Annotated in this window: 23 protein-coding genes; 8 read left to right on the top strand and 15 right to left on the bottom strand. The window is 41.2% G+C overall.

The window, feature by feature from the left end; all coding sequences use genetic code 11:
- The first annotated feature begins 82 nt into the window (after positions 1-82).
- Both AC1XUE_RS21425 and AC1XUE_RS21420 read left to right on the top strand, forming a co-directional pair.
- Positions 83-394 (top strand): hypothetical protein, encoded by a 312-nt coding sequence (locus AC1XUE_RS21425; RefSeq protein ID WP_483358060.1) that lies wholly within the window; start codon positions 83-85, stop codon positions 392-394.
- Entirely contained in the window at positions 391-1053 is a 663-nt protein-coding gene (locus AC1XUE_RS21420; protein WP_483358059.1) for an ATP-binding cassette domain-containing protein, read from the top strand. Before AC1XUE_RS21425 ends, AC1XUE_RS21420 begins: the two co-directional genes overlap by 4 nt.
- Here AC1XUE_RS21420 and AC1XUE_RS21415 read toward each other — a convergent pair.
- Positions 1041-2285, bottom strand: a complete 1245-nt coding sequence (locus AC1XUE_RS21415; RefSeq protein ID WP_483358058.1) for a hypothetical protein — start codon at positions 2283-2285, stop codon at positions 1041-1043. The two genes, AC1XUE_RS21420 and AC1XUE_RS21415, sit on opposite strands and share 13 nt — an antisense overlap.
- Entirely contained in the window at positions 2282-3553 is a 1272-nt protein-coding gene (locus tag AC1XUE_RS21410; RefSeq protein ID WP_483358057.1) for a hypothetical protein, read from the bottom strand. Before AC1XUE_RS21410 ends, AC1XUE_RS21415 begins: the two co-directional genes overlap by 4 nt.
- Before the next feature lie 218 nt (positions 3554-3771).
- Between AC1XUE_RS21410 and AC1XUE_RS21405 the strand changes: the two genes are divergently transcribed.
- Both AC1XUE_RS21405 and AC1XUE_RS21400 read left to right on the top strand, forming a co-directional pair.
- A complete protein-coding gene (locus tag AC1XUE_RS21405) occupies positions 3772-4911 on the top strand; it encodes an acyl-CoA dehydrogenase (RefSeq protein WP_483358419.1) in 1140 nt (379 codons plus the stop codon).
- Positions 4912-5083: 172 nt separating this feature from the next.
- Positions 5084-6013, top strand: coding sequence for a helix-turn-helix domain-containing protein (locus AC1XUE_RS21400; RefSeq protein ID WP_115833550.1), 930 nt, complete (start codon positions 5084-5086; stop codon positions 6011-6013).
- Positions 6014-6079: 66 nt separating this feature from the next.
- Here AC1XUE_RS21400 and AC1XUE_RS21395 read toward each other — a convergent pair whose 3' ends face one another.
- Positions 6080-6508 (bottom strand): nuclear transport factor 2 family protein, encoded by a 429-nt coding sequence (locus AC1XUE_RS21395; RefSeq protein WP_483358056.1) that lies wholly within the window; start codon positions 6506-6508, stop codon positions 6080-6082.
- Between the two features lie 96 nt (positions 6509-6604).
- On the opposite strand from AC1XUE_RS21395, the gene AC1XUE_RS21390 reads away from it, so the two are divergent.
- On the top strand, positions 6605-6988 hold the full coding sequence (locus tag AC1XUE_RS21390; protein ID WP_483358055.1) for a hypothetical protein: 384 nt from the start codon (positions 6605-6607) through the stop codon (positions 6986-6988).
- Between the two features lie 58 nt (positions 6989-7046).
- Here AC1XUE_RS21390 and nadD read toward each other — a convergent pair whose 3' ends face one another.
- The 7 genes from nadD to AC1XUE_RS21355 all read right to left on the bottom strand — a co-directional run bounded on the left by nadD (position 7047) and on the right by AC1XUE_RS21355 (position 11839).
- Positions 7047-7619, bottom strand: coding sequence for a nicotinate (nicotinamide) nucleotide adenylyltransferase (gene nadD / locus AC1XUE_RS21385; protein ID WP_483358054.1), 573 nt, complete (start codon positions 7617-7619; stop codon positions 7047-7049).
- A 26-nt stretch (positions 7620-7645) separates the two neighbouring features.
- On the bottom strand, positions 7646-8215 hold the full coding sequence (gene gmk, locus AC1XUE_RS21380; RefSeq protein ID WP_483358053.1) for a guanylate kinase: 570 nt from the start codon (positions 8213-8215) through the stop codon (positions 7646-7648).
- Between the two features lie 10 nt (positions 8216-8225).
- Positions 8226-8516: a phosphohydrolase gene (locus AC1XUE_RS21375; protein ID WP_483358052.1), complete on the bottom strand. Its 291-nt coding sequence runs from the start codon at positions 8514-8516 to the stop codon at positions 8226-8228.
- Between the two features lie 81 nt (positions 8517-8597).
- Positions 8598-9185: a sigma-70 family RNA polymerase sigma factor gene (locus AC1XUE_RS21370; RefSeq protein WP_229213821.1), complete on the bottom strand. Its 588-nt coding sequence runs from the start codon at positions 9183-9185 to the stop codon at positions 8598-8600.
- A 227-nt stretch (positions 9186-9412) separates the two neighbouring features.
- Complete coding sequence (locus AC1XUE_RS21365; RefSeq protein ID WP_483358051.1) at positions 9413-9868, bottom strand: hypothetical protein; 456 nt, start codon at positions 9866-9868, stop codon at positions 9413-9415.
- A 44-nt stretch (positions 9869-9912) separates the two neighbouring features.
- Positions 9913-10752: a rod shape-determining protein MreC gene (gene mreC, locus AC1XUE_RS21360; protein ID WP_483358050.1), complete on the bottom strand. Its 840-nt coding sequence runs from the start codon at positions 10750-10752 to the stop codon at positions 9913-9915.
- Between the two features lie 61 nt (positions 10753-10813).
- Positions 10814-11839: a rod shape-determining protein gene (locus AC1XUE_RS21355; RefSeq protein WP_115833542.1), complete on the bottom strand. Its 1026-nt coding sequence runs from the start codon at positions 11837-11839 to the stop codon at positions 10814-10816.
- Positions 11840-12106: 267 nt separating this feature from the next.
- Here AC1XUE_RS21355 and AC1XUE_RS21350 point away from each other — a divergent pair, with 267 nt between their 5' ends.
- The 3 genes from AC1XUE_RS21350 to AC1XUE_RS21340 are packed head-to-tail and all read left to right on the top strand — an operon-like array spanning position 12107 to position 15239.
- Complete coding sequence (locus tag AC1XUE_RS21350; RefSeq protein WP_483358049.1) at positions 12107-13609, top strand: GH3 auxin-responsive promoter family protein; 1503 nt, start codon at positions 12107-12109, stop codon at positions 13607-13609.
- A 17-nt stretch (positions 13610-13626) separates the two neighbouring features.
- Entirely contained in the window at positions 13627-14790 is a 1164-nt protein-coding gene (locus AC1XUE_RS21345) for a 1-deoxy-D-xylulose-5-phosphate reductoisomerase (RefSeq protein WP_483358048.1), read from the top strand.
- Positions 14790-15239 carry a hypothetical protein gene (locus AC1XUE_RS21340; RefSeq protein WP_483358047.1) on the top strand — a complete coding sequence of 150 codons (450 nt, stop codon included), beginning with the start codon at positions 14790-14792 and terminating at the stop codon, positions 15237-15239. The genes AC1XUE_RS21345 and AC1XUE_RS21340 overlap by 1 nt, the downstream gene beginning before the upstream one ends.
- A gap of 138 nt (positions 15240-15377) precedes the next feature.
- On the opposite strand, the gene AC1XUE_RS21335 is transcribed toward AC1XUE_RS21340, so the two are convergent.
- The 5 genes from AC1XUE_RS21335 to AC1XUE_RS21315 all read right to left on the bottom strand — a co-directional run bounded on the left by AC1XUE_RS21335 (position 15378) and on the right by AC1XUE_RS21315 (position 19850).
- Positions 15378-16142, bottom strand: coding sequence for a glycosyltransferase family 2 protein (locus AC1XUE_RS21335; protein WP_483358046.1), 765 nt, complete (start codon positions 16140-16142; stop codon positions 15378-15380).
- A 44-nt stretch (positions 16143-16186) separates the two neighbouring features.
- Positions 16187-17062: a glycosyltransferase family 2 protein gene (locus tag AC1XUE_RS21330; RefSeq protein ID WP_483358045.1), complete on the bottom strand. Its 876-nt coding sequence runs from the start codon at positions 17060-17062 to the stop codon at positions 16187-16189.
- A gap of 5 nt (positions 17063-17067) precedes the next feature.
- Complete coding sequence (locus AC1XUE_RS21325) at positions 17068-17886, bottom strand: phytanoyl-CoA dioxygenase family protein (protein ID WP_483358044.1); 819 nt, start codon at positions 17884-17886, stop codon at positions 17068-17070.
- A gap of 95 nt (positions 17887-17981) precedes the next feature.
- Positions 17982-18917, bottom strand: coding sequence for a glycoside hydrolase family protein (locus AC1XUE_RS21320; RefSeq protein ID WP_483358043.1), 936 nt, complete (start codon positions 18915-18917; stop codon positions 17982-17984).
- A 51-nt stretch (positions 18918-18968) separates the two neighbouring features.
- A complete protein-coding gene (locus tag AC1XUE_RS21315) occupies positions 18969-19850 on the bottom strand; it encodes a class I SAM-dependent methyltransferase (protein ID WP_483358042.1) in 882 nt (293 codons plus the stop codon).
- Positions 19851-19854: the final 4 nt, after the last annotated feature.

The following is a 19854-nucleotide window of genomic DNA, read 5'->3' as shown; positions in this document are numbered from 1 at the left end:
TTGCCTGTTAAAAAAGCTTAATGCCCATATTAACTCAAAGCCATTTCTCTACATTGCCTCAAAAATTGAAACAGATAAATGAATGACAGCAATCCTATACTTCTACCGCTCCATTGGTCTTTTTACAGGCATAATCTCGCTTGCATTATGGGCATTGGCAGATCTTCCTTTAGACAAGAATTTTCATGTGTTCCTCCCAAGATATCTGATCATCAAGCTTATTACTGACTACATCATATTGCGCTATATGAGAAAATACCGGATGGCTTCTCAGCGCTATTTATATCACAATCTTGGTATATCAGAAACAAGGTTATATCTGACCGCATTTGGACTAGATATACTGATCTTCTTTTTGTTGGTGGCGGTAGTTAAAATGTATACTCAGCTATGATTACGCACAAACTCGAAGCGGACAGCATGTGGCTGGAATATAACAATCGAAAAATCCTGCAGAACATTTATATCCAGTTAGAGACCGGAAAAGTCACAGGTCTGCTGGGGAGAAATGGAACAGGGAAATCAAGTCTGCTGAGGATGATATTCGGAAGTTTGCGAGGCCAGAGTCAATCTGTCAGGTGGAACGGAGATTATATAGCTCATCCATATCAGGAGCCGGGCCTGGTACGGTACCTTCCTCAGTTTAATTTTATACCGCCAAACATGAGGATTAATCAGATATGCCGGATGTATCAGGTTGAATATGATCGTATGATCGACTTTTTTCCTGAATTGCAGACATCTCGTTATACTTCTGCCGCAAAGATCTCAGGTGGCTACAAAAGACTGATAGAAACGCTGCTTATACTATTCTCCCCTGTGAAGTTCGTGTTGCTGGATGAGCCATTTACACATTTATCTCCGCGTAGCATAGAAACGTTAGTAAAGATCATTCACCTTGAAAAGCAGAACAAGGGAATTTTGGTGTCGGACCATATGCATCAATATGTAACAAATCTGAGTGACGCTGTGTATTTGCTCGCACCCGTTGGCCGGTGTATTCTTCTGAAAGATCCGGTAAAAGATATGAAGCTGATGGGCTATATCCGCTGACTTTTTTTAGGGAATGCAAGCCAGACAAAATATCCGGTCATCAACACAATAGCCACTTGCATCAGATAATCCGTAAGCAGCTCCGTAGAAGAGACCATGTCCTGGGGAGACATATAACATGGCATTCCCAATCTCCACCAATACGACGGATGCACGACGCAGAGAATGTTAAAAATCAGTAGCAAAATGACCTGAACAGGGCTTTTCCAATTGATCACATAAAACACCAGCGGAATCAGAAAAAGAAAGATATAATTGCTGTATGCACTTTGCTGTACCACCATCATGGTGGCATAAAGTACAACCCAAACTCGGGATAGCATGATGCGAAAATCAGCCTTTCGTAATCTCCAGGCCGCCAGACAACCCAGCCCAACTGAGGCTACCAACCCGATCCAGTTCCAGAACTTCTCCCCTACACCTATATGATTATTAAACCAGGGGTTCAGAATAGCGGGAATATTAGGAGCCCTAAGCGTTTGTGCTTCGTCCATAGGTTGCGTGAATTCCCAGCCTACGAGCGGGTACAAAATCCCCAGAGATATAATACCTACAATAATCATCGGTATCATAAACCTGATTTTCTCTTTCTCAATCAGAAAAAGTGGAATCAGAATCAATACAAAAATGGCTTTGGTCATCAGTAAACCAATAGCCAGAATGAACGAATACCACGCCACACTCACCTTTCGTTCCCTGGCCAGATACGCAAGCGCTACAAAAAGCCACATCCAAACATCCTCCTGTGCTCCTACAATACATAATATCAGCGCTCCCGGCAAAATGTAATAGACCAAAGCGTTAAATAAAAAAATACCTTTGGACTGAAATGGTCTGTAAAAATGCCATGATATAAACAAGGCAATACCATCCATGACCGCCATGGTAAGCACAATCATTTTAGGGTCGTACCAGATTTTCAGCCATATACCGAGAAAATATGCGTACAAGGGAGAATAAGGAGACCAGAAATCACGGTACACGATCATTCCCTGAGAAGCCTTACTACCTTCATCCCAAAAACCGTTTACATCTGACGTCGTAGCAAGACCGGCTATCAGATAAATCGCTATGAAAGGCAACAAGCGAAAGAGCACCCAGCCGGACAAAAGCGTTACACGCACTCCCTGATTTTCCAGCCATTTAGTCAATACGCTTTTTCTAAAAAGCATCAGGATCAGTAATAATACACTGATAACACTGATTCCCAGCTTCGCCCAAACGATACTCATGCTACGGAAAGTTTAGGTGATAAAACCACTTTCCTGTATGTTTCACGCAGAATCCAGAAGAAGCAAAGCACATTCATGATTTGCAGCAAATACTCGAATAAAAACAATGGATTTGCAAACATCGCCGGTGAGGTGTAGGCAGGTTGCCCAATATACACCCATACAAATGGCTGAACCACAGTAAGCCAGTTAAGAGCAATGAGCACTGCAATGTGCCCGGTTTTCCTGATATCTATAATTTCGAACAAAGCCGCCATCAGATAAGCAATCACATACGCCCCCATGGCACTGGCCTGAAAAATCATCATACATACGAAGCAGGCAATAAATATTCCTGGTAAAACTTCATTGATATGTTTGTGGCGAGCTTTATAGGCCATATATACCGGCACAAAAACAGTGAATAAAAGTCCGAACCAATTGATCATGGTCGACTTTTTCTCATTGATATGTAGTACCAGCTCTACCCAGGGACGTGTCACCGAAAACAAATTAGGCGTCATCAATTGCTCCGTATGCTGAATCGGCATCAGGAACAAATCCCCGATCTGCCAATAGAGAAACCCGACAGCAGGAATACCTACAGCCGCCATCACCAGTAACATTTTGACAGGTCGCTTTACAACCACAAGCAATGCCGGCAACAGAAATATAAATGTAACCTTGATTGTAAGCAACGTAAGCGCATAGAGCAGCCCAATTCCTACTTCGTAATTTTCCTTATTTTTCAGTGTATATCTCCAAATCAGTAAAGCAGCTCCCCAAAACCAAACTTCTTCCTGCCCGTCAACAAGGATATACATAAATGCAGCCGGAAGCATGAGGTAAATGACTGCAAGTTGCAATGATTTCGCGCTTCTCTCTTTGTACGTTTGATAGGTAAGCCATAAAATGCCGGTTTCCATCAACACCATAAAAAGGACAATAGCACGTGCATTGTGCCATATCCATACTGGCAAGCTGATAATATAAGCATACAACGGCGCGTGATAGGACCAGAAATCCCGGTACACAAACCCTCCTTTTTTTGCAGCCTCAGCTTTATAAAAAAAGAATGGAATATCTCCTCTCGGATCTTCATTGATGACAAGGAAAATTCCGATCCAGGGAATTAAGCGAAAGATTACAAAGGCCAGTAAAAATATCTGTTTATCTTTTTCCAGCTGCCATTTGGCGAAAAGTTCTGAGCGGCTTATAGTCCAGATGATTCCCAGTGTCAAACCCAGATTGATGATCAGCTTTAAATAAAAGACTGTAAGAATAGGCATGTGAATAAATAGCAGTAATGAAAGATTCTTGAAGCGTGCGTATGTTCCGTTCAGACCGCAAACTTAAGACTTCTTTTTTTCAAAACAGGCAGCAATACACAAAGTTTTAACACGTTAGAAATTCGTATGCTTGCATACTATTGTCCGAAGTCTTATTTTTGATTACTTCATTCCCAAACATCAAATAGCCCATGGCACATACTAATGAGATAAACTGTATGGATTTTGAGCTGAGCGAGGAACACCTTGCCGTACAGGAAGCTGCAAGAGATTTCGCTCAAAATGAACTACTCCCTGGTGTGATTGAAAGGGATAATGAACAAAAATTTGACCCCGTACTTCTCCGAAAAATGGGTGAGTTGGGGTTTTTAGGCATGATGGTTTCACCTGAGTATGGCGGTGGCGGTATGGATACGCTCTCCTACGTGATTGCGATGGAAGAACTATCCAAAGTCGATGCATCCGCATCCGTAATCATGTCGGTGAATAACTCATTGGTTTGCTGGGGGATGGAAACCTACGGAACGGAGGCTCAGAAAGAAAAATACCTTACGCAATTAGCTGCCGGCAAATACATCGGCGCTTTTTGCCTTTCGGAGCCTGAAGCCGGCTCAGATGCCACATCGCAACATACTACTGCAAAAGAAGAAGATGACTATTACCTATTGAATGGCACTAAAAACTGGATCACCAATGGAAACTCATCCTCTGTTTGCCTTGTGATTGCACATACGCATCGCGAAAAAGGGCATAAGGGAATCAATGTTTTTATTGTAGAAAAAGGGTGGGAAGGATTTTCGGTAGGTAAAAAAGAGGATAAAATGGGCATAAGGGCTTCGGATACCCATACACTGATGTTTACTGACGTGAAAGTACCCAAAGAAAACAGGATTGGAGAAGATGGGTTCGGGTTTAAATTTGCCATGAGTACCCTGAACGGCGGCCGGATCGGTATTGCAGCGCAGGCATTGGGAATTGCCTCCGGGGCATTTGAGCTCTCGCTGAAATATGCTCAGGAAAGAAAGACGTTTGGCAAGCCGATCAGCGAACATCAGGCCATTCAATTCAAACTTTCCGAAATGGCTACACGAATCGAAGCGGCAAGACTACTCGTTTACAAAGCTGCGCGACTCAAAGACCAAGGCAAAGATTATATAAAAGCAGCCGCCATGGCCAAATTATATGCGTCCGATGTTGCCATGTGGGTTACAACAGAAGCTGTTCAGGTTCACGGTGGTTACGGCTATGTAAAAGAATATCATGTAGAACGGCTCATGAGAGACGCTAAAATTACGCAGATTTACGAAGGTACCTCTGAAATCCAAAAACTCGTAATCGCACGTGAACTTTTAAAATAACTCCAAATAAGGCCTTACGACTATTTTATTCTAAATGTTGGATTAAATTCATACCAAAATATCACTTTTTTTCATTTTTTTGTCTAAAAACACTTGTATTAGTTTTGTACAATTTATTAGATTTGTACAAAATAAGAAAGTACGGCACTTCAGCCCATAAATATATACAAGCATGGAAGACTATAATAAGATTATTGAGTCATTGGGGGTAAAGTTCGTAAAGGCTCGTCATATACGGATTTTGCAGCCGATCACGATCAAAAACTTTTACGATGTACAAAATTCGTTAACAATTCTGTACGATGGAGAGGTTTCTTTCGGAGGCGAGGAGTCTCAGAAAGTTGAAGAAGGCGATATGCTCTTCATCCCGGGTGGCAAGCACGCGACTGTTACCTACGGCAGTGCAACTTCTGCCAAAACAGTCTCCAATGAGGAATTCATGACCAACCGTGACAATTACATCGAAGCAGGTCACGATCCGGCATTAATCGGAAAATTGCCTAACTCATTCGGTCTTATTTCTTTCGAAGCAAAAGTTTTCGATACCGTTAACTTCTTCACTTCTCTGGATGTTCCTCCATTCCTGATCAAACGTGATGATCAGATTGCGGCAACGATCAACCAGATTTTGACAGAAGATATGCTGGATACTCCAGGTAAAGGTCGTATCATCAAAATCAAAACCGAAGAGGTTGTTATTGAGATTATCCGTTACATCCTTAAAAATAAATTGTTTGTAGAACAATTGGTTACAAACAGTACCTATTTCAAGGATCCTCGTTTGATCGACATTTTCGCTTATATCAAGGATAATTTGGGTGGTGACCTATCAAACAAAGTGTTGGCTAACGTAGCAAACGTTTCTGAAGATTACGTAGGTCAGTACTTCAAAATGCTGACAGGTATCAATCCACAGGATTATATAGAATACCAGAGAATGGAAAAAGCGGTTGATCTGCTACGTACTTCTAAGAAAAGCATCCGCGCTATCGGTTCCGATGTTGGCTACAAAGATACTGCTTACTTCTGCCGTCGTTTTAAAATGATGTTTGGTATTCCTGCTGGTAAAATGCGTCGTCGTGAATCTTTGATGAACGTTTAGAGAGCTGATCTATACCAAAATAAAATGGGAGTGAGTTATGCAATATGACTCACTCTTTCTTTTTGATTACTTCAATGGTGTAAACTGTAATGCAGTAACCTTCCAGCTCCCCCCTCCTCTTACAGCCACAAGCATATAAGCCAGGTCATAGTTAAAAGTGGTGTTTTGAACTTGCCCGCGTGCACTCCAGCTTCCCTGAACAATGCTGACATCTCCATAGTTTTTGGTACGCATTTGCGAAAGCATTCCGCTATCCACGGACAAAAGCCCCTCTTCTATTGCCTGCAACATAACCCCCCTTTCCAAAGGCTGTCCATCAAAACTTATGATCGAAAAATCGGGAGACATAATGGATTGAAGTGTCGCTCCATCCTTATCCTGTAAGGCTTTAAAAAATATTCGTGCACAATCATTGGCATCCATAGGCTGAGCGGACTGAGCCTGGCCTGCTATAGATATACCATCAAGTAATAAAAGTAATAGTAGCTTTCTCATGACTTACAGATCGATTATTGCACTCAAATTATGCAAAAGGTTTCGAAACAAATGATTATATGACTAGTTTCGTACTTTGTTGAAATGGCGTACCAGATGATCAGACATATTATAACAGCTATACTTTTGACAGGCATGTTGTCCTGTTCTTCCAAGCCCGAAAAGCTGGGTACACTGGACCTGAAAAAATGGCGCAGCGACAGAGGTAGCTGCAATGCCGTACGCACCACGCTTGTGAAAGACTTCAAAGCAGAACAAAAGCAACTGATGGGTAAGTATGCCGATGAAGTGGGAGAAATCCTTGGAAGACCCGACATCCATCAATTGGGAGAACGCAATCAGAAGTTTTACGTATACTTCCTTGAAAAAGGCACCCATTGCGATGACATCAAAGCTCCTTCAAAATCCAATAAGGTGATTCTGAAATTCAATGCAATTGGTTTGCTGTCGGAGATTACTTATCAGGAGCGGCCATTGTGAATGAAGTGCCAATAGATGTCAGCAAATATTTTGTAATGAATTTTAACCTGCTTGAAACTCAAACATAAAATTTCTTCATCTTTATCATCTGCTCTACGGCTTCGGGCACCAGGTAGCGGATGGATGCTTCATGTTTAAGACAAGAACGAATGTATGTGGCAGAAATGTCCAGTAAAGGTGCTTCTACGAATCGAACAGCAGAATGATTTGCAAATTGATGAGGAGATGACTGTGGTCGTGGATATACGTAAAGACCTGTATACTCCAAAACCTTCTGAAAGTTCTTCCATTTTGGAAATTGTGCCAGATTGTCTTCACCCATGATAAGCCGGAATTCATGCTGCGGAAATTTTTCCTGAATCCTGATCAACGTATCAATGGTGTAGCTTGGCTTGGGCATATGAAATTCAACATCTGTAACCTTCAAAAGGGGGTTATCTAAAATGGCTCGCTGAACCATGTCATACCGGTCGAACTCGTGTAAAAGACTGCTGTTTTTCTTGAAAGGATTTTGAGGGCTCACCACAAACCAAACCTGTTCCAGGTCAGTTGAAGATGCCATGGTATTGGCAATGATTAAATGGCCAATATGGATGGGATTAAATGATCCAAAAAAGAGGCCGATTTTCATTCAAATAAAATTTTATTGAGATTATTTTAAGAACCAATAAAATCCAGCGCGAGATTTTCTGCCTTTTCAAGTGCTTCTGACAAGTTATCGTTGACCAGAGTGACGTCAAATTTGTCCTCAAAACTAAGTTCGTATCGTACCTTTCCTAGTCTGGTTTCCAGAGATTTGTCTGACTCAGTTCCTCTTCCGCTCAGCCGGCGAATGATTTCATCTTCTGATGATACCTTCACAAAAACGGCCAATGCACTTTCACGGTATATTTCCTTTAGCTTGAGTCCGCCTTTAACATCTACATCGAACAGGACATGTTTGCCTTCTGACCACAGACGCTCAATCTCTGTTTTGAAAGTACCGTAATAATTACCGGCATATACTTCTTCCCATTCTGCAAACTCGTTATCAGCAATTTTCTGGCGAAATTCTTTCTTGGGAATAAAATAATAGTCTTTTCCATTCACCTCGTGTTCGCGTTGGTCACGTGTTGCAGCAGAAACGGAAAAAGCCAGTAAAGACGGATACTTTTGTAATAAATGGCGAACGATAGTTGTTTTACCGGAACCAGAGGGGGCTGAAAATATGATGAGCTTACCTTTCACGCAAATACTACTAGCTGTTAATTTTAGAAATAATAGTATTCAGAATATTCTGAGGACAAGGCTTCTTCTGAACCTTACTACTTAAAGAATCTTTGATACACTTTTCCAGACGATAAGATTCGATACAAGGGATGCATTTATCCATATTTTCTCTGAAGTGATCCTTTTCTGCCTCGGTAGCTTCGTCGTCAAGTATAGCCTGAATGATTTTCATGCATTCAGTGTGATGCTCGCAGGTATGCTTCATGGTTTGCTTTTGCGCTTCTTCTGTCACAGAAGGCGTCTTCAAAGATGCATTCATTACGGGTAATGATAAAAAGAATTATGGAATATGTACAGTTGTACCTTATAACCACGTAGGTTACAAAAAAAGTTTCAAACGTTATGAATCATATCCCATAGAGCTCGCATAACTTTTCAGTTTCTCTTTCAAAAGGTTACGGGCACGGTGCAGTCTGGATCTTACAGTTCCGATAGGTATATCAAGAATTTTAGCCATTTCTTCATAAGTGAATCCTTCTATATCACAAAGAATAATGACCGTGCGGAAATCGACCGGCAGGGCATTCAATGCGTTGGCCACTTCATCTCCTATTAGCTCCTGAACTGCATCAGCGCGCAAATCGACGGTATAGGTGGTGTCAGAAGCCTCTTCCGAATTGTAGGTAGTTTCGACCTCCTGATAGTCTACTTTGGAAGGCTCTTTGCTCTTCTTGCGGTAGTCATTAATGAAGCTGTTTTTTAAAATTCTGAAAAGCCAGGCTTTTGCATTTGTACCTTGCTCAAAAGAAGAAATAAATCGAAAAGCTTTTAAATATGTGTCCTGAACCAGGTCATTTGCATCGTCTTCATCCATGGTAAGACGAAAGGCGAAGTTATACATGGAATCAATATGAGGCATGAATTCACGGTTAAAAACCTCATAACGAAGGTCATCCGTGTATCCATTATTCGTGAGTGTTTCTGACATGGCGACTAACATAGGAATGCTGAATTTACAAAGATTAACAACAGCTCCAAACGGTACAAATTAAAATTTGATGAACGGCTTTCTGAAGCACCGAAAACTCATTCAACATTTTAGATAAGGCGTAACGCTACTGGCGGTTCATTATTTGAAACCATACCCTGGCTCATTATTATATGTATAAACATCAAATAATGAGCCAGGGTATTTAGTTACGACAAATTGTCATACTACCTTTTTGAAAAAAGTTCCAGAAGAACCAGTACGACGGTTGTCAGTAATGCGCTGGCACAAATTCGTATAAGCGTATAGAGGATCATGCCAAAGTGGTTCATCTCCATTAAAAAAAGAACCGCATGATGTATTAAAATAAGAGGAACTACGTACGCTAAAAATGAACCAAGGCCCTGAGACCGAATGCCGAGTTCCATCCGTTCCGTTCCCTTAGCTTCCATTTGATAATTTACTAGATAGGGTTTGAGGTATGCAATCAAAACCGTAGCAAAGGCATGCATACCAAAAGTATTCGAAAAAACATCAACGGTGAACCCGGTAGCAAAACCTATCAATAACAAATACAACCGATCGGTATCTGCCGGTAGAAGTAGTACACCTCCGATGTAGACGAAGCAGAAAGCATAATTAAACATTACCACATTACGCAGAAACAAAATCTGCAGTATCATATACAGCAATATCATTAAAGAGTATTGAATAGCTTCCCGTAGACTCATTTTTGATCTTGTGTACGTGATTTAAGTTTCTCCTGCTCCCCAAGCTGGTGATTTTGCACCACATAGACGTAGGATAGGTTCCTAAAGTCGGTAGCCAGCCTTAAAGCAATATTATAAAATGTCTGATCCGGATGTACTTCCACATGCTCTACCCGGCCGACCATAATACCTGGTGGAAAAACAGAATTTTGATTGGATGTTACAGCCGAATCTCCTTTGAAAATCTTAGTGTATTTTGACACATCTACCAGGTCAATGACAGAGGGATCTTTTCCTGCCCATTTTGCATAGCCAATCTCATTACTTCTGACAAGCCTTGAAGATACCATAAACTGCGAGTGCAGTATAGAAGTAATTACCGAGTAGTTTTCTGAACAAAAGCGAACCTTACCAACCACACCCGTAGCTGATATTACACCCATACCTGGCTGTATACCATCCGCCATACCTTTATCTATGGTAATGACATTGTTAGCCTTGGTTGTTTCGTTATCAACCACTTTTGCCACAGTATATGAAAAGCGGGAAGCAAATGCCGAATCCGGGATATAGCCTGCAGGAGCATCAGAAGGATTACGTTGCGTCACATCGGCCAGCATAGCATGTAGCCTTGCATTTTCATGAGCTAGATCCGCATTGATATCTCCCAGTTTAGCATACTCCTGAGCAGAGTTAGACAATGCAAGTGTCTTAGCTACATAATAATTGGAAGTATTAAAATACGTAGCACCCCAATAGGAATTATTGCGTACAATAAGCCATACACTAAGAACTTCCAGCAAAACAAACACCAGGAAGAAACGATTCCGGATAACAAAATCAACGAGCTGGAGCATAGGCAAAAAATGCTCCCATATCCAAATTTATGGGAGCTATAAAAAACGTTGACGATCCGAACTAGGAAATCAATACAGGCTTGTAAAGTTCCAGGTTCTTCAAAACCTCTCCCGTACCTTTTACTACGGCCTTTAATGGATCTTCCGCAATATGTACAGGCAATTTGGTCTTCTGAGAAATCCGGCGATCTAGTCCGTGAATAAGTGCACCGCCACCTGTTAACCAGATACCATTCTTGAAAATATCAGCTGAAAGTTCAGGTGGAGATATCTCAAGTGCTTTCATCACACCTTCTTCTATTTTTGATATTGATTTATCTAACGAATAAGCAATTTCACTATACGTTACTTTAATTTCTTTTGGTATACCAGTCATTAGATCACGACCACGTACCTGATAGTCTTCCAATGCAATTTCCAGTTCCGGTGATGCCGAACCTATCGCCATTTTAATTAACTCCGCTGAGCGTTCACCAATCAACAGATTGTGCTCACGACGCATATAATCAACAATATCACGGGTAAATACATCACCTGCAATACGTACAGACTGCTCACAAACAATACCCGAAAGCGCGATAACAGCAATTTCGGTAGTACCACCACCGATATCCACAATCATTACACCGTTGGGCTGAGTAATGTCTATCCCTATACCAATTGCCGCAGCAATAGGCTCATGAACCATGTATACTTCTTTGGCTCCAGCATGTTCACATGAATCCTTTACTGCACGTTTTTCAACTTCGGTAATACCGGAAGGGATACAAACAACCATTCGGTGGGAAGCTGAAAAAAAACGGTTTCCGGTATCGATCATCTTGATCAAACCTCTGATCATCATTTCCGCAGCTGTAAAATCTGCGATCACACCGTCTTTGAGAGGACGGATTGTCTTTATATTCTCATTCGTCTTTTCATGCATTTGCATTGCCGTATGGCCAATCGCAAGTACCTTACCAGTGGTTTTATCCATGGCAATAATAGACGGCTCGTCGACAACTACAGTATCCTTATGGATGATAAGGGTATTGGCTGTACCCAAATCTATCGCGATGTCGCTTGTTAAAAAATCAAACAATCCCATATATATATTTAAAATTTCTTTGTCTCTGATTTCAAGGTTGCAAAATTACAGATAAATACCCACAAACAAAGTCATTTATTAAAATTCACATTGGGGGGATTTTATCTTTCAAAAACTGTCCTAATTGCACGCATTTCAATACATTGCCGCTTGTAGAACTAGTATGCAAATACATGATCGTATATGGGGAAATTCGCGTTAAAAGCACTCTTGCATGCTACCTGATTTATAACGGAATTTACAAATCATGCGTACATTTGTTTTACTATGGGAATCAAATCACTTTTGAGTGCGCCTTTGGCTCACTATATCGTAGCACAGCAGCATGAATGGATTGCGCGCAGCGTAGAAACACAGGATGAATGGCTTAGTAAGCTGATCAAAAAGGCTCGCGATACGCAGTTCGGAAGAGATCACCATTTCAGGGACATTCGTTCTTATGCGGACTTTAAGGAAGCCGTGCCTGTAAGTGACTACGAAGATCTTAAAAGTTATATTGCCCGGATCAAAGAGGGTAAACAAGACATCTTATGGCCCGGAAAACCCCTGTATTTTGCCAAAACGTCCGGCACTACCTCCGGCACCAAGTATATTCCCATATCACAGGATTCCATATCCAATCATATCAACTCTGCCAGAAATGCCATTCTGACATACATTGCAGAAACCGGAAAATCGCAGTTCCTTGATAACAAGCTCATTTTTTTATCAGGAAGTCCTGTTCTAACGGAGACGGGCGGTATACTAACAGGACGTCTATCGGGAATTTCTAACCATCATGTACCCGCCTATCTCCGATCCAATCAGTTACCTAGCTATGAAACTAACTGTATCGAAGACTGGGAAACCAAACTGGATCAAATTATAGATGAAACCATAGACCAGCCAATGTCTCTCATTTCAGGCATTCCTCCATGGGTACAAATGTACTTTGATCGGATCATAGCGCGAACCGGTAAAAAAATTAAAGATGTATTTCCTGAATTTTCCCTGTTCATTTATGGCGGAGTTAATTTTGAACCCTATCGCGCCAAATTGTTTGAATCTATCGGGAAGCGTATTGATTCTATTGAGCTTTATCCTGCCTCAGAGGGATTCTTTGCCTATCAGGACTCCCAACAGGAAGAAGGTTTATTATTGCTGCTCAACACAGGTATTTTTTATGAATTCATTCCTGCTGAAAATTTCTTTGATGAAAACCCAAAAAGAATTTCCATCGGGGAAGTGGAAATCGGTAAGAATTACGCCATGATTGTTAATAACAATGCTGGATTGTGGGGGTATTCACTCGGAGATACAGTACGTTTTGTTTCTACAAATCCTTACCGCGTCGTCGTTTCAGGCCGTATCAAACATTTTATTTCTGCATTTGGAGAACATGTAATCGGAGAAGAAATTGAAAAAGCACTGCGCTACGGCATGGAGCGCCATCGGGAAGTAGAAGTGGTAGAATTTACAGTAGCTCCCATGGTAACAACGTCCAATGGTGGACTTCCATATCATGAATGGTTGGTGGAATTTGCCAAAGAACCATCAAATATGGAGGATTTTATTGCTGATGTGGATCGTCGACTTACAGAACTTAACGTATATTATGATGATCTTATCAAAGGAAGCATTCTTCGCCAACTGGTGTTGGTGCCACTTCGCAAAAATACTTTCATAGATTATATGCGGGCAAATGGTAAACTTGGGGGCCAGAACAAAGTGCCACGACTGTCTAACGATCGTAAAATTGCCGACGAACTGATTAAAATAAACCGCTCCTAACGGATCTTTAAGATATTATGAGTAAAAAAAGTATAGCGATTCTCGGGTCAACCGGGTCAATCGGAACTCAGGCGCTGGAAGTGATTGAGGCAAATCCGGAAACTTTCTCTGTAGAGGTCATCACGGCACAAAATAGTGCTGATTTATTGATTAAACAGGCACGTAAGTTTCAACCCAAAAAAGTTGTTATAGGAAATGAAGATTTACTGGATAAGGTTAAAAACGAACTCTCTGATTTACCAATAAAGGTTTATACCGGTGATTCAGCACTTGTTTCTGTAGTTGAGTCTGATTCCGTTGATATAGTATTAACAGCGATGGTGGGTTATGCCGGACTTCTTCCTACCATACATGCTATTAAAGCCGGGAAAGATATCGCATTGGCTAACAAAGAAACCCTTGTCGTAGCCGGAGAGCTGATCATGGGATTAGCCAAGGCACATAACGTACATATTTACCCGGTGGATTCTGAGCATTCGGCGATATTCCAGTGCCTTGCCGGGGAAGCGCAAAATCCGATTGAGAAGATTATTCTGACCGCTTCAGGAGGCCCCTTCCGTGGTAAAGATCGTTCACTGCTGGCTTCTGTAACAAAGGAACAAGCATTGAAACATCCTAATTGGTCGATGGGAGCAAAAATCACCATTGATTCTGCCACCTTAATGAATAAAGGTTTAGAAGTAATTGAAGCAAAATGGCTTTTTGATCTTACGGCCAGTCAGATTGAAGTCGTTGTTCATCCACAGAGCATCGTCCATTCTTTGGTTCAATTTGAAGATGGCAGCATTAAAGCACAACTTGGCTTGCCTGATATGAAGCTGCCTATTCAGTATGCGTTATATTATCCGCAACGGCTAAAAAGTGATTTCCCCAGATTTAATTTCATGGATTACCCTTCACTTACGTTCGAGAAGCCGGACATGGAAACATTTCGTAACCTTGCAATCGCTTACCATGTGCTGGAAAAGGGTGGCAATGCTGCATGCATCATCAATGCTGCCAATGAGATCGCCGTAGAAGCGTTTTTGCATGATCAGGTCGGATTTCTCGAAATATCTGATGTAATTCTGGAAACGCTGGAAAAAGTTAATTTTATACCCAACCCCGGTTATGACGATTATGTTCAGACCAATGAAGCTGCAAGGCGCTATGCTTCAGAAATGATCCAAGTGAAAATCTGATGAAATCCCTTATTTTTAAATACATATCAGTAGCACTGGCAAGTACTCTTAAATTCTTTGGAGGACCGATCACCGGTGTTTTGTTACAATTGTCCTGGCTCGAAACTGCGCTATTTTCTGCTATAGGAATGATGTTCAGTGTAGTTGTACTTACCTATGCAGGAAAAGCAGTACAATCGCTCATAAGCCAGTATAGAAAATCTCCTCCCAAAAGGTTCAGCAAGACAAACCGCCTTGCCATCAAAATCTGGAAAAAATTCGGAATAATAGGGATCGCATTTCTAACACCACCACTATTCACCCCTCTTTTCGGGCCTTTGCTGGCTGTGGCATTCAGGGTGCCCCGTTCATCCATATTTATCTGGATGACGATCAGTGCCATAATATGGGGGTTAGCAATTTCGTATATAGCCCATAAAATGACGTTTATCCAGGCATGGATTAAGTGAAGTGGGACTGGGGAGTTAAGAATTAAAAGTTAAAAATGAAGAATAAGCTCATACTCAGCTTCTTCAAAATTAATTCTCAATAAAATCAGCAGTTCTTTCTTAGTCACACCGACGCCAGTCTTAATTCTTAATTAAAAACTACCTGCTTACCTCCTTAACAGGTGCTACTGATTTTTTCTTAAAATCACCTCTTGAAAAATACTTTTCAATAAAGCAGTACATCAGGATAAAGAAATAGCGACTGCCCATTTCTTTAATTTTGAGTTTAGACTCTCCGTATTTCCGGTTTGTCCAGCTATTAGGAACTACTGCATAGTTATAGCCACGAACCATCGCTTTGAGCGGCAGCTCTAAGGTAAGGTTAAAGTGTGGTGCCAGAAATGGTTTTAACCCTTCAATAGTTTCGCGCTTGTATAATTTAAAAGCGTTGGTAGTATCATTGTATTTGATTCCCATTACCATTTTCACAATCATATTGGCAACACGGTTGATCACCTTTTTCAAACCCGGATAATCAATGACTTTACCTCCTTTTTCCCAGCGTGACCCAAATATGCAATCATAATTCCCTTCCAGCATTTTGTTGTAGAATTTCACCAGATCTTCGGGATCATCGGACATATCAGCCATAAAAACAGCAACACAGTCACCTTTAAACCGCTCCAGTCCGTAACGCACAGCATATCCAAATCCGTTTGGGCCGGGATTGGTGTAGTAAGTCAACGTGGGAATCGTAAGAGACAACTCATCCAATACCCTTAATGTACCATCCTTCGAATTATCATTAGTGACACATATTTCATGAGGTATATTGTACTTATTTAAGGTATTATAAAGCGACCTTAAAGTGTCCGATATAGATTCTTCTTCGTTATATGCTGGTATTACAACGCTTAGCTTCATATAGGTTAATCAGTAAAAACAGTACAAATTAAAGATTATTAATCTTAATGTCCAATTTTGTCAAGCTCTGAAAGGCGTGCATTGTAATTAGCAACTGTTTTTTCAATGGTTTTGTGATACCGATAGTTCAGCCATACATTTACCTCTTCAAACATCTCCTTTCTGTTTTGCCAAAACTTTCTGTTGGTATCTGCATGCACATTGCTCAGCCCCGCACTATGTTTACGATAGATTCCCATCGTTTCAGGAATATATCCGATTTTACCCTGAGCTGCTAATTGAATTATGATCGCCCAATCTCCTGCTGCTGCTCTGGCATGCCAATCAGCAAAATCATTTTCTAAAAAATAATTCCTGTACACCCAGCTTGCCGTGGCCATAAACCATTTGTCTTCGAGAATATCAACAATGGTGGAAGTCTGTTTTTGATCAGAACTGTTGAAAGAGTGACTAGGTGAGCCATCTTCGTAAATGACTTCTGCATTATGATGACATATCATATAATCCGGATGAGCCTCCAGAAAATCCACCTGCTTCTGCAATTTCAATGGATCTGTCCAATAGTCATCCCCCTCGCACATGGCAACAAATTCTCCTTTACAGGCCTTCAGAAGACTCAGTACGTTGTTCCTGCCAGCAAATTCCCTTGGTGCGGAAGGACCCTGATTTTCAGCATGAAGAAAAGCACGAATACGGCCTGGGTTTGCTATCATGTATTCCCTGATAATATCCTGAGTACTATCAGTAGATGCATCATCACCGATCACGATTTCAAAATCAAAATTGGTTTGCTGCATGAGTGCTCCATCCAGCATCCGGCCGATGTACTTTTCATGATTAAAAGCAGGAACACAAACTGAAACTTTCATAAAAGAGAAAAAGCACCAGTCTGTTGAAGACTGATGCTTATATAAATTCATATTAACTAACTATAAACCTCAATCAGTTGCTCCCTGGTAGGAAAGTCAGGCGTGACAAGTTCTGTTTCCGGTTTGTAAATATAGGCCATCGGATAACCTCTTTCGATGAAAGTAGGCTCATCCAGATTATTATATCTCAGCTGCACCGACCATCGGATATTATTGGTAACATTATTTCCCGACTGATGTATCAGAAATGAAGAGAAGATCAACATATCTCCCACTTTAAATTCTGTCTGAACGAAATCCTCTTCTTTCAGAGAGGAAGTAATCCCCCCTTGGTAACCTGAAGAACTCGACGCCTGAAGACCCAATTTATGACTTCCCGGAATCACCTGTAAAGCCCCGATTTCAGCACCCGCATCCACCATCGGAAACCATATTACGGCGCTATCCAAAGATCCTTGTCCCGTACGCCAGTCCTGATGCGCATCCAGCTTCCAATGTTTGCTTCCGTCTTTTGAAAGAAAACGGCTGTTGAACTGCATAGCAGCGCGAGCTCCGATCACAGGATTTGACAAACCAACTTCTTTCAGAAGGTTTTCAATTTTAGGATCAAGTCCGAGACGATGAAGGGAAAAACTGTGCTGTACTGTTTTTCCTGTGCCTACAAATGCATCGAAATCCTTCTCAAAGAATTCAAACATGGCATTCTCGAAAACATCCTTATCATCTATGTCAACCGACTTTCCGGTCACTCTTTTTATCTGAGCTGCGAATATTTTCCGAGCTTCTGTATAAATGGAATTAATCTGATCCTTCTCTAGAAAATTTCTGAGAATGACATATCCGTCTTCATTGAACTGTTCGCGAAGTGTACTCATTTTATGATCAATTTTTTTTGCAAGATATTTACATTCAAAACTATCATCTGGTAAAAGTTCATGGTATGACGTGAGTCAGTATGTATGGTGATATTTTAATCTTCCCAAACAGCATAAGCAAAGCCAGCTGCTCCGAAACCATTTCCATTATACAAGAGATATTTTTTACCGTTATGCTCGTAATAATTGGCATAATCAATCATCTGGTAATCAAAATCTTCAGGATTATCAGATTTAGATATACCAACCAGATGGTCTTTTCTCTCCCAATTTGTTCCATCCGCGGACTCAGCATAGCCCAGGCGGTAACTTTGGTTACGATCAGTACGGTAATCCCTTGTATGACGGTAAGAATAGTACATTTTATAGATACCATCCTCCTTAAACACGCTTGGCCTTCCTACAGCATGCAGGAAATCGTCAAAGTCAAGAGTTGGTACATCACTGATTTCCCAATGAATCCCATCTTTTGAAACAGCTGACTGACCTCTGTAATAAGGCTCAGGATAATCGTGGATATACTCGCATTTATGTCCCGAGATATACCACATTCTCCAGGTGCCGTCATCTTCACGGATTACAGAAGGTTGTGCAGCCCAAAGTGGATTTTGAATACTACGATCCATAATCGGGCCAGTGAACATCTTTTTGAAGGAGATACCACCATCATGACTTACTGCAAGACCCATAGAGAGTCTGTAAGAATTCCAGGTTCTGTTCCAACCCGTATAATAAAGCCAGATATCTCCATTGGGCATATCCACGAACCACGACGGCATTGCCCCCGTTTCATCGTACTCACCGGGTCCACCCAATTCCAAAATTGGCTTATCATGTATATTGATTATCTTTTTCGGATCATCATAATCCACATCCAGAAACGTCGGTCTTGACTGACCACTCGCATCACGGGATGAGAAATAGATTCGTAAAAAATCTTTATGCTTGTATGCAAACGGCACCTGTGCATGCGAAAGGCTATGCGGCAGCGTTCCGTCTGGCTTGTATATAACTCCTTTTTTTACCCACATTGTAGTCTTCTTTTTATTTCGTACTTAACAGCTATCAGAGTTTACAATAGCCTAGTCAACCGCTTTTTCAGCGCGCAGTCTCCAGTTATCAACAAAGTCTTTACCCGGAATCGGCAGATCAATGTCTACTTCAGGAGCCTTTGCTGTTACACGGTATTCAAGTACATAAAAAGCATTACCAAATATGTAGTGCAGTTTCAAATCCTCCACATTGGCTGGAACATCTTCTATAGGCACCTCAGCACGGAAGAGTGGATTAGCCTTTAACAGCGTGGCATAGGTAGGTGTATTTCTCAACCACGGAGCGACACTTTCGTCTCCAACAACAACCTTTCCACCAGGTTTCACAACACGGGTCAACTCATCGAATGCTCTCTTTCTCTCAGAAAAAGTATTGATTCCACCAAAATGGAATACAGCATCAAATGTATCATCAGCAAAAGGAAGATAAGATCCGTTTCCAAGGAAATAATGAACATTTATGTCTTCTGCAGAAAGTTTATCCTGAGCCAGTTTCAACATATTAGGAGACAAATCAGACAAAACTGCGGTTCCGCCCGGCCTTACTCTATTCAGGATCAAAGCAGAATCTTTACCAGTTCCGGCTCCTACTTCAAGTGCCTTCATGCCTGGCTTCAACTCCATCAAATCTATCATAAACTCCCTTGTAGCCGCTTCATCGGAGTGATTCAGTGTTTCAAAAACCCATGAAACACCTTTATCGTAGCGTAAAAAGGCTTGGTCGTAAAGGTATTGCTCTCTTGCATCTCCCGGAAGTAGTTCTTTGGGATAGAGCATATTAACAATTCCATTTTCGTTAACGTCATATACCACACCATCTTCGCTGGTGAGTGTTTTGCCATCTTCTGCTATGGTTAGTGTGCCGCCGGTAAGTGGACAAACCAGCGATTGTAAAAACTCCTTATGATCCATTTTG

This window comes from Dyadobacter sp. HNCC25DJ187 (assembly GCF_056895255.1).
The sequence above is the reverse complement of the archived record's forward strand: the minus strand, read 5'-3'. Positions and strand labels throughout refer to the sequence as shown.

Bases quoted from the DNA above. Each gene is read 5' to 3' on its own strand.
- AC1XUE_RS21425 (WP_483358060.1), top strand. From the start codon at position 83: ATGACAGCAATCCTATACTTCTACCGCTCCATTGGTCTTTTTACAGGC.
- mreC (WP_483358050.1), bottom strand. From the start codon at position 10,752: ATGCTCCAGCTCGTTGATTTTGTTATCCGGAATCGTTTCTTCCTGGTG.
- AC1XUE_RS21420 (WP_483358059.1), top strand. From the start codon at position 391: ATGATTACGCACAAACTCGAAGCGGACAGCATGTGGCTGGAATATAAC.
- AC1XUE_RS21330 (WP_483358045.1), bottom strand. From the start codon at position 17,062: ATGAATTTATATAAGCATCAGTCTTCAACAGACTGGTGCTTTTTCTCT.
- AC1XUE_RS21355 (WP_115833542.1), bottom strand. From the start codon at position 11,839: ATGGGATTGTTTGATTTTTTAACAAGCGACATCGCGATAGATTTGGGT.
- AC1XUE_RS21315 (WP_483358042.1), bottom strand. From the start codon at position 19,850: ATGGATCATAAGGAGTTTTTACAATCGCTGGTTTGTCCACTTACCGGC.
- AC1XUE_RS21340 (WP_483358047.1), top strand. From the start codon at position 14,790: ATGAAATCCCTTATTTTTAAATACATATCAGTAGCACTGGCAAGTACT.
- AC1XUE_RS21335 (WP_483358046.1), bottom strand. From the start codon at position 16,142: ATGAAGCTAAGCGTTGTAATACCAGCATATAACGAAGAAGAATCTATA.
- AC1XUE_RS21400 (WP_115833550.1), top strand. From the start codon at position 5,084: ATGGAAGACTATAATAAGATTATTGAGTCATTGGGGGTAAAGTTCGTA.
- AC1XUE_RS21375 (WP_483358052.1), bottom strand. From the start codon at position 8,516: ATGAATGCATCTTTGAAGACGCCTTCTGTGACAGAAGAAGCGCAAAAG.
- AC1XUE_RS21325 (WP_483358044.1), bottom strand. From the start codon at position 17,886: ATGAGTACACTTCGCGAACAGTTCAATGAAGACGGATATGTCATTCTC.
- AC1XUE_RS21410 (WP_483358057.1), bottom strand. From the start codon at position 3,553: ATGCCTATTCTTACAGTCTTTTATTTAAAGCTGATCATCAATCTGGGT.
- AC1XUE_RS21390 (WP_483358055.1), top strand. From the start codon at position 6,605: ATGATCAGACATATTATAACAGCTATACTTTTGACAGGCATGTTGTCC.
- AC1XUE_RS21345 (WP_483358048.1), top strand. From the start codon at position 13,627: ATGAGTAAAAAAAGTATAGCGATTCTCGGGTCAACCGGGTCAATCGGA.
- nadD (WP_483358054.1), bottom strand. From the start codon at position 7,619: ATGAAAATCGGCCTCTTTTTTGGATCATTTAATCCCATCCATATTGGC.
- AC1XUE_RS21350 (WP_483358049.1), top strand. From the start codon at position 12,107: ATGGGAATCAAATCACTTTTGAGTGCGCCTTTGGCTCACTATATCGTA.
- AC1XUE_RS21415 (WP_483358058.1), bottom strand. From the start codon at position 2,285: ATGAGTATCGTTTGGGCGAAGCTGGGAATCAGTGTTATCAGTGTATTA.
- AC1XUE_RS21395 (WP_483358056.1), bottom strand. From the start codon at position 6,508: ATGAGAAAGCTACTATTACTTTTATTACTTGATGGTATATCTATAGCA.
- AC1XUE_RS21320 (WP_483358043.1), bottom strand. From the start codon at position 18,917: ATGTGGGTAAAAAAAGGAGTTATATACAAGCCAGACGGAACGCTGCCG.
- AC1XUE_RS21365 (WP_483358051.1), bottom strand. From the start codon at position 9,868: ATGATACTGCAGATTTTGTTTCTGCGTAATGTGGTAATGTTTAATTAT.
- AC1XUE_RS21405 (WP_483358419.1), top strand. From the start codon at position 3,772: ATGGATTTTGAGCTGAGCGAGGAACACCTTGCCGTACAGGAAGCTGCA.
- AC1XUE_RS21370 (WP_229213821.1), bottom strand. From the start codon at position 9,185: ATGTCAGAAACACTCACGAATAATGGATACACGGATGACCTTCGTTAT.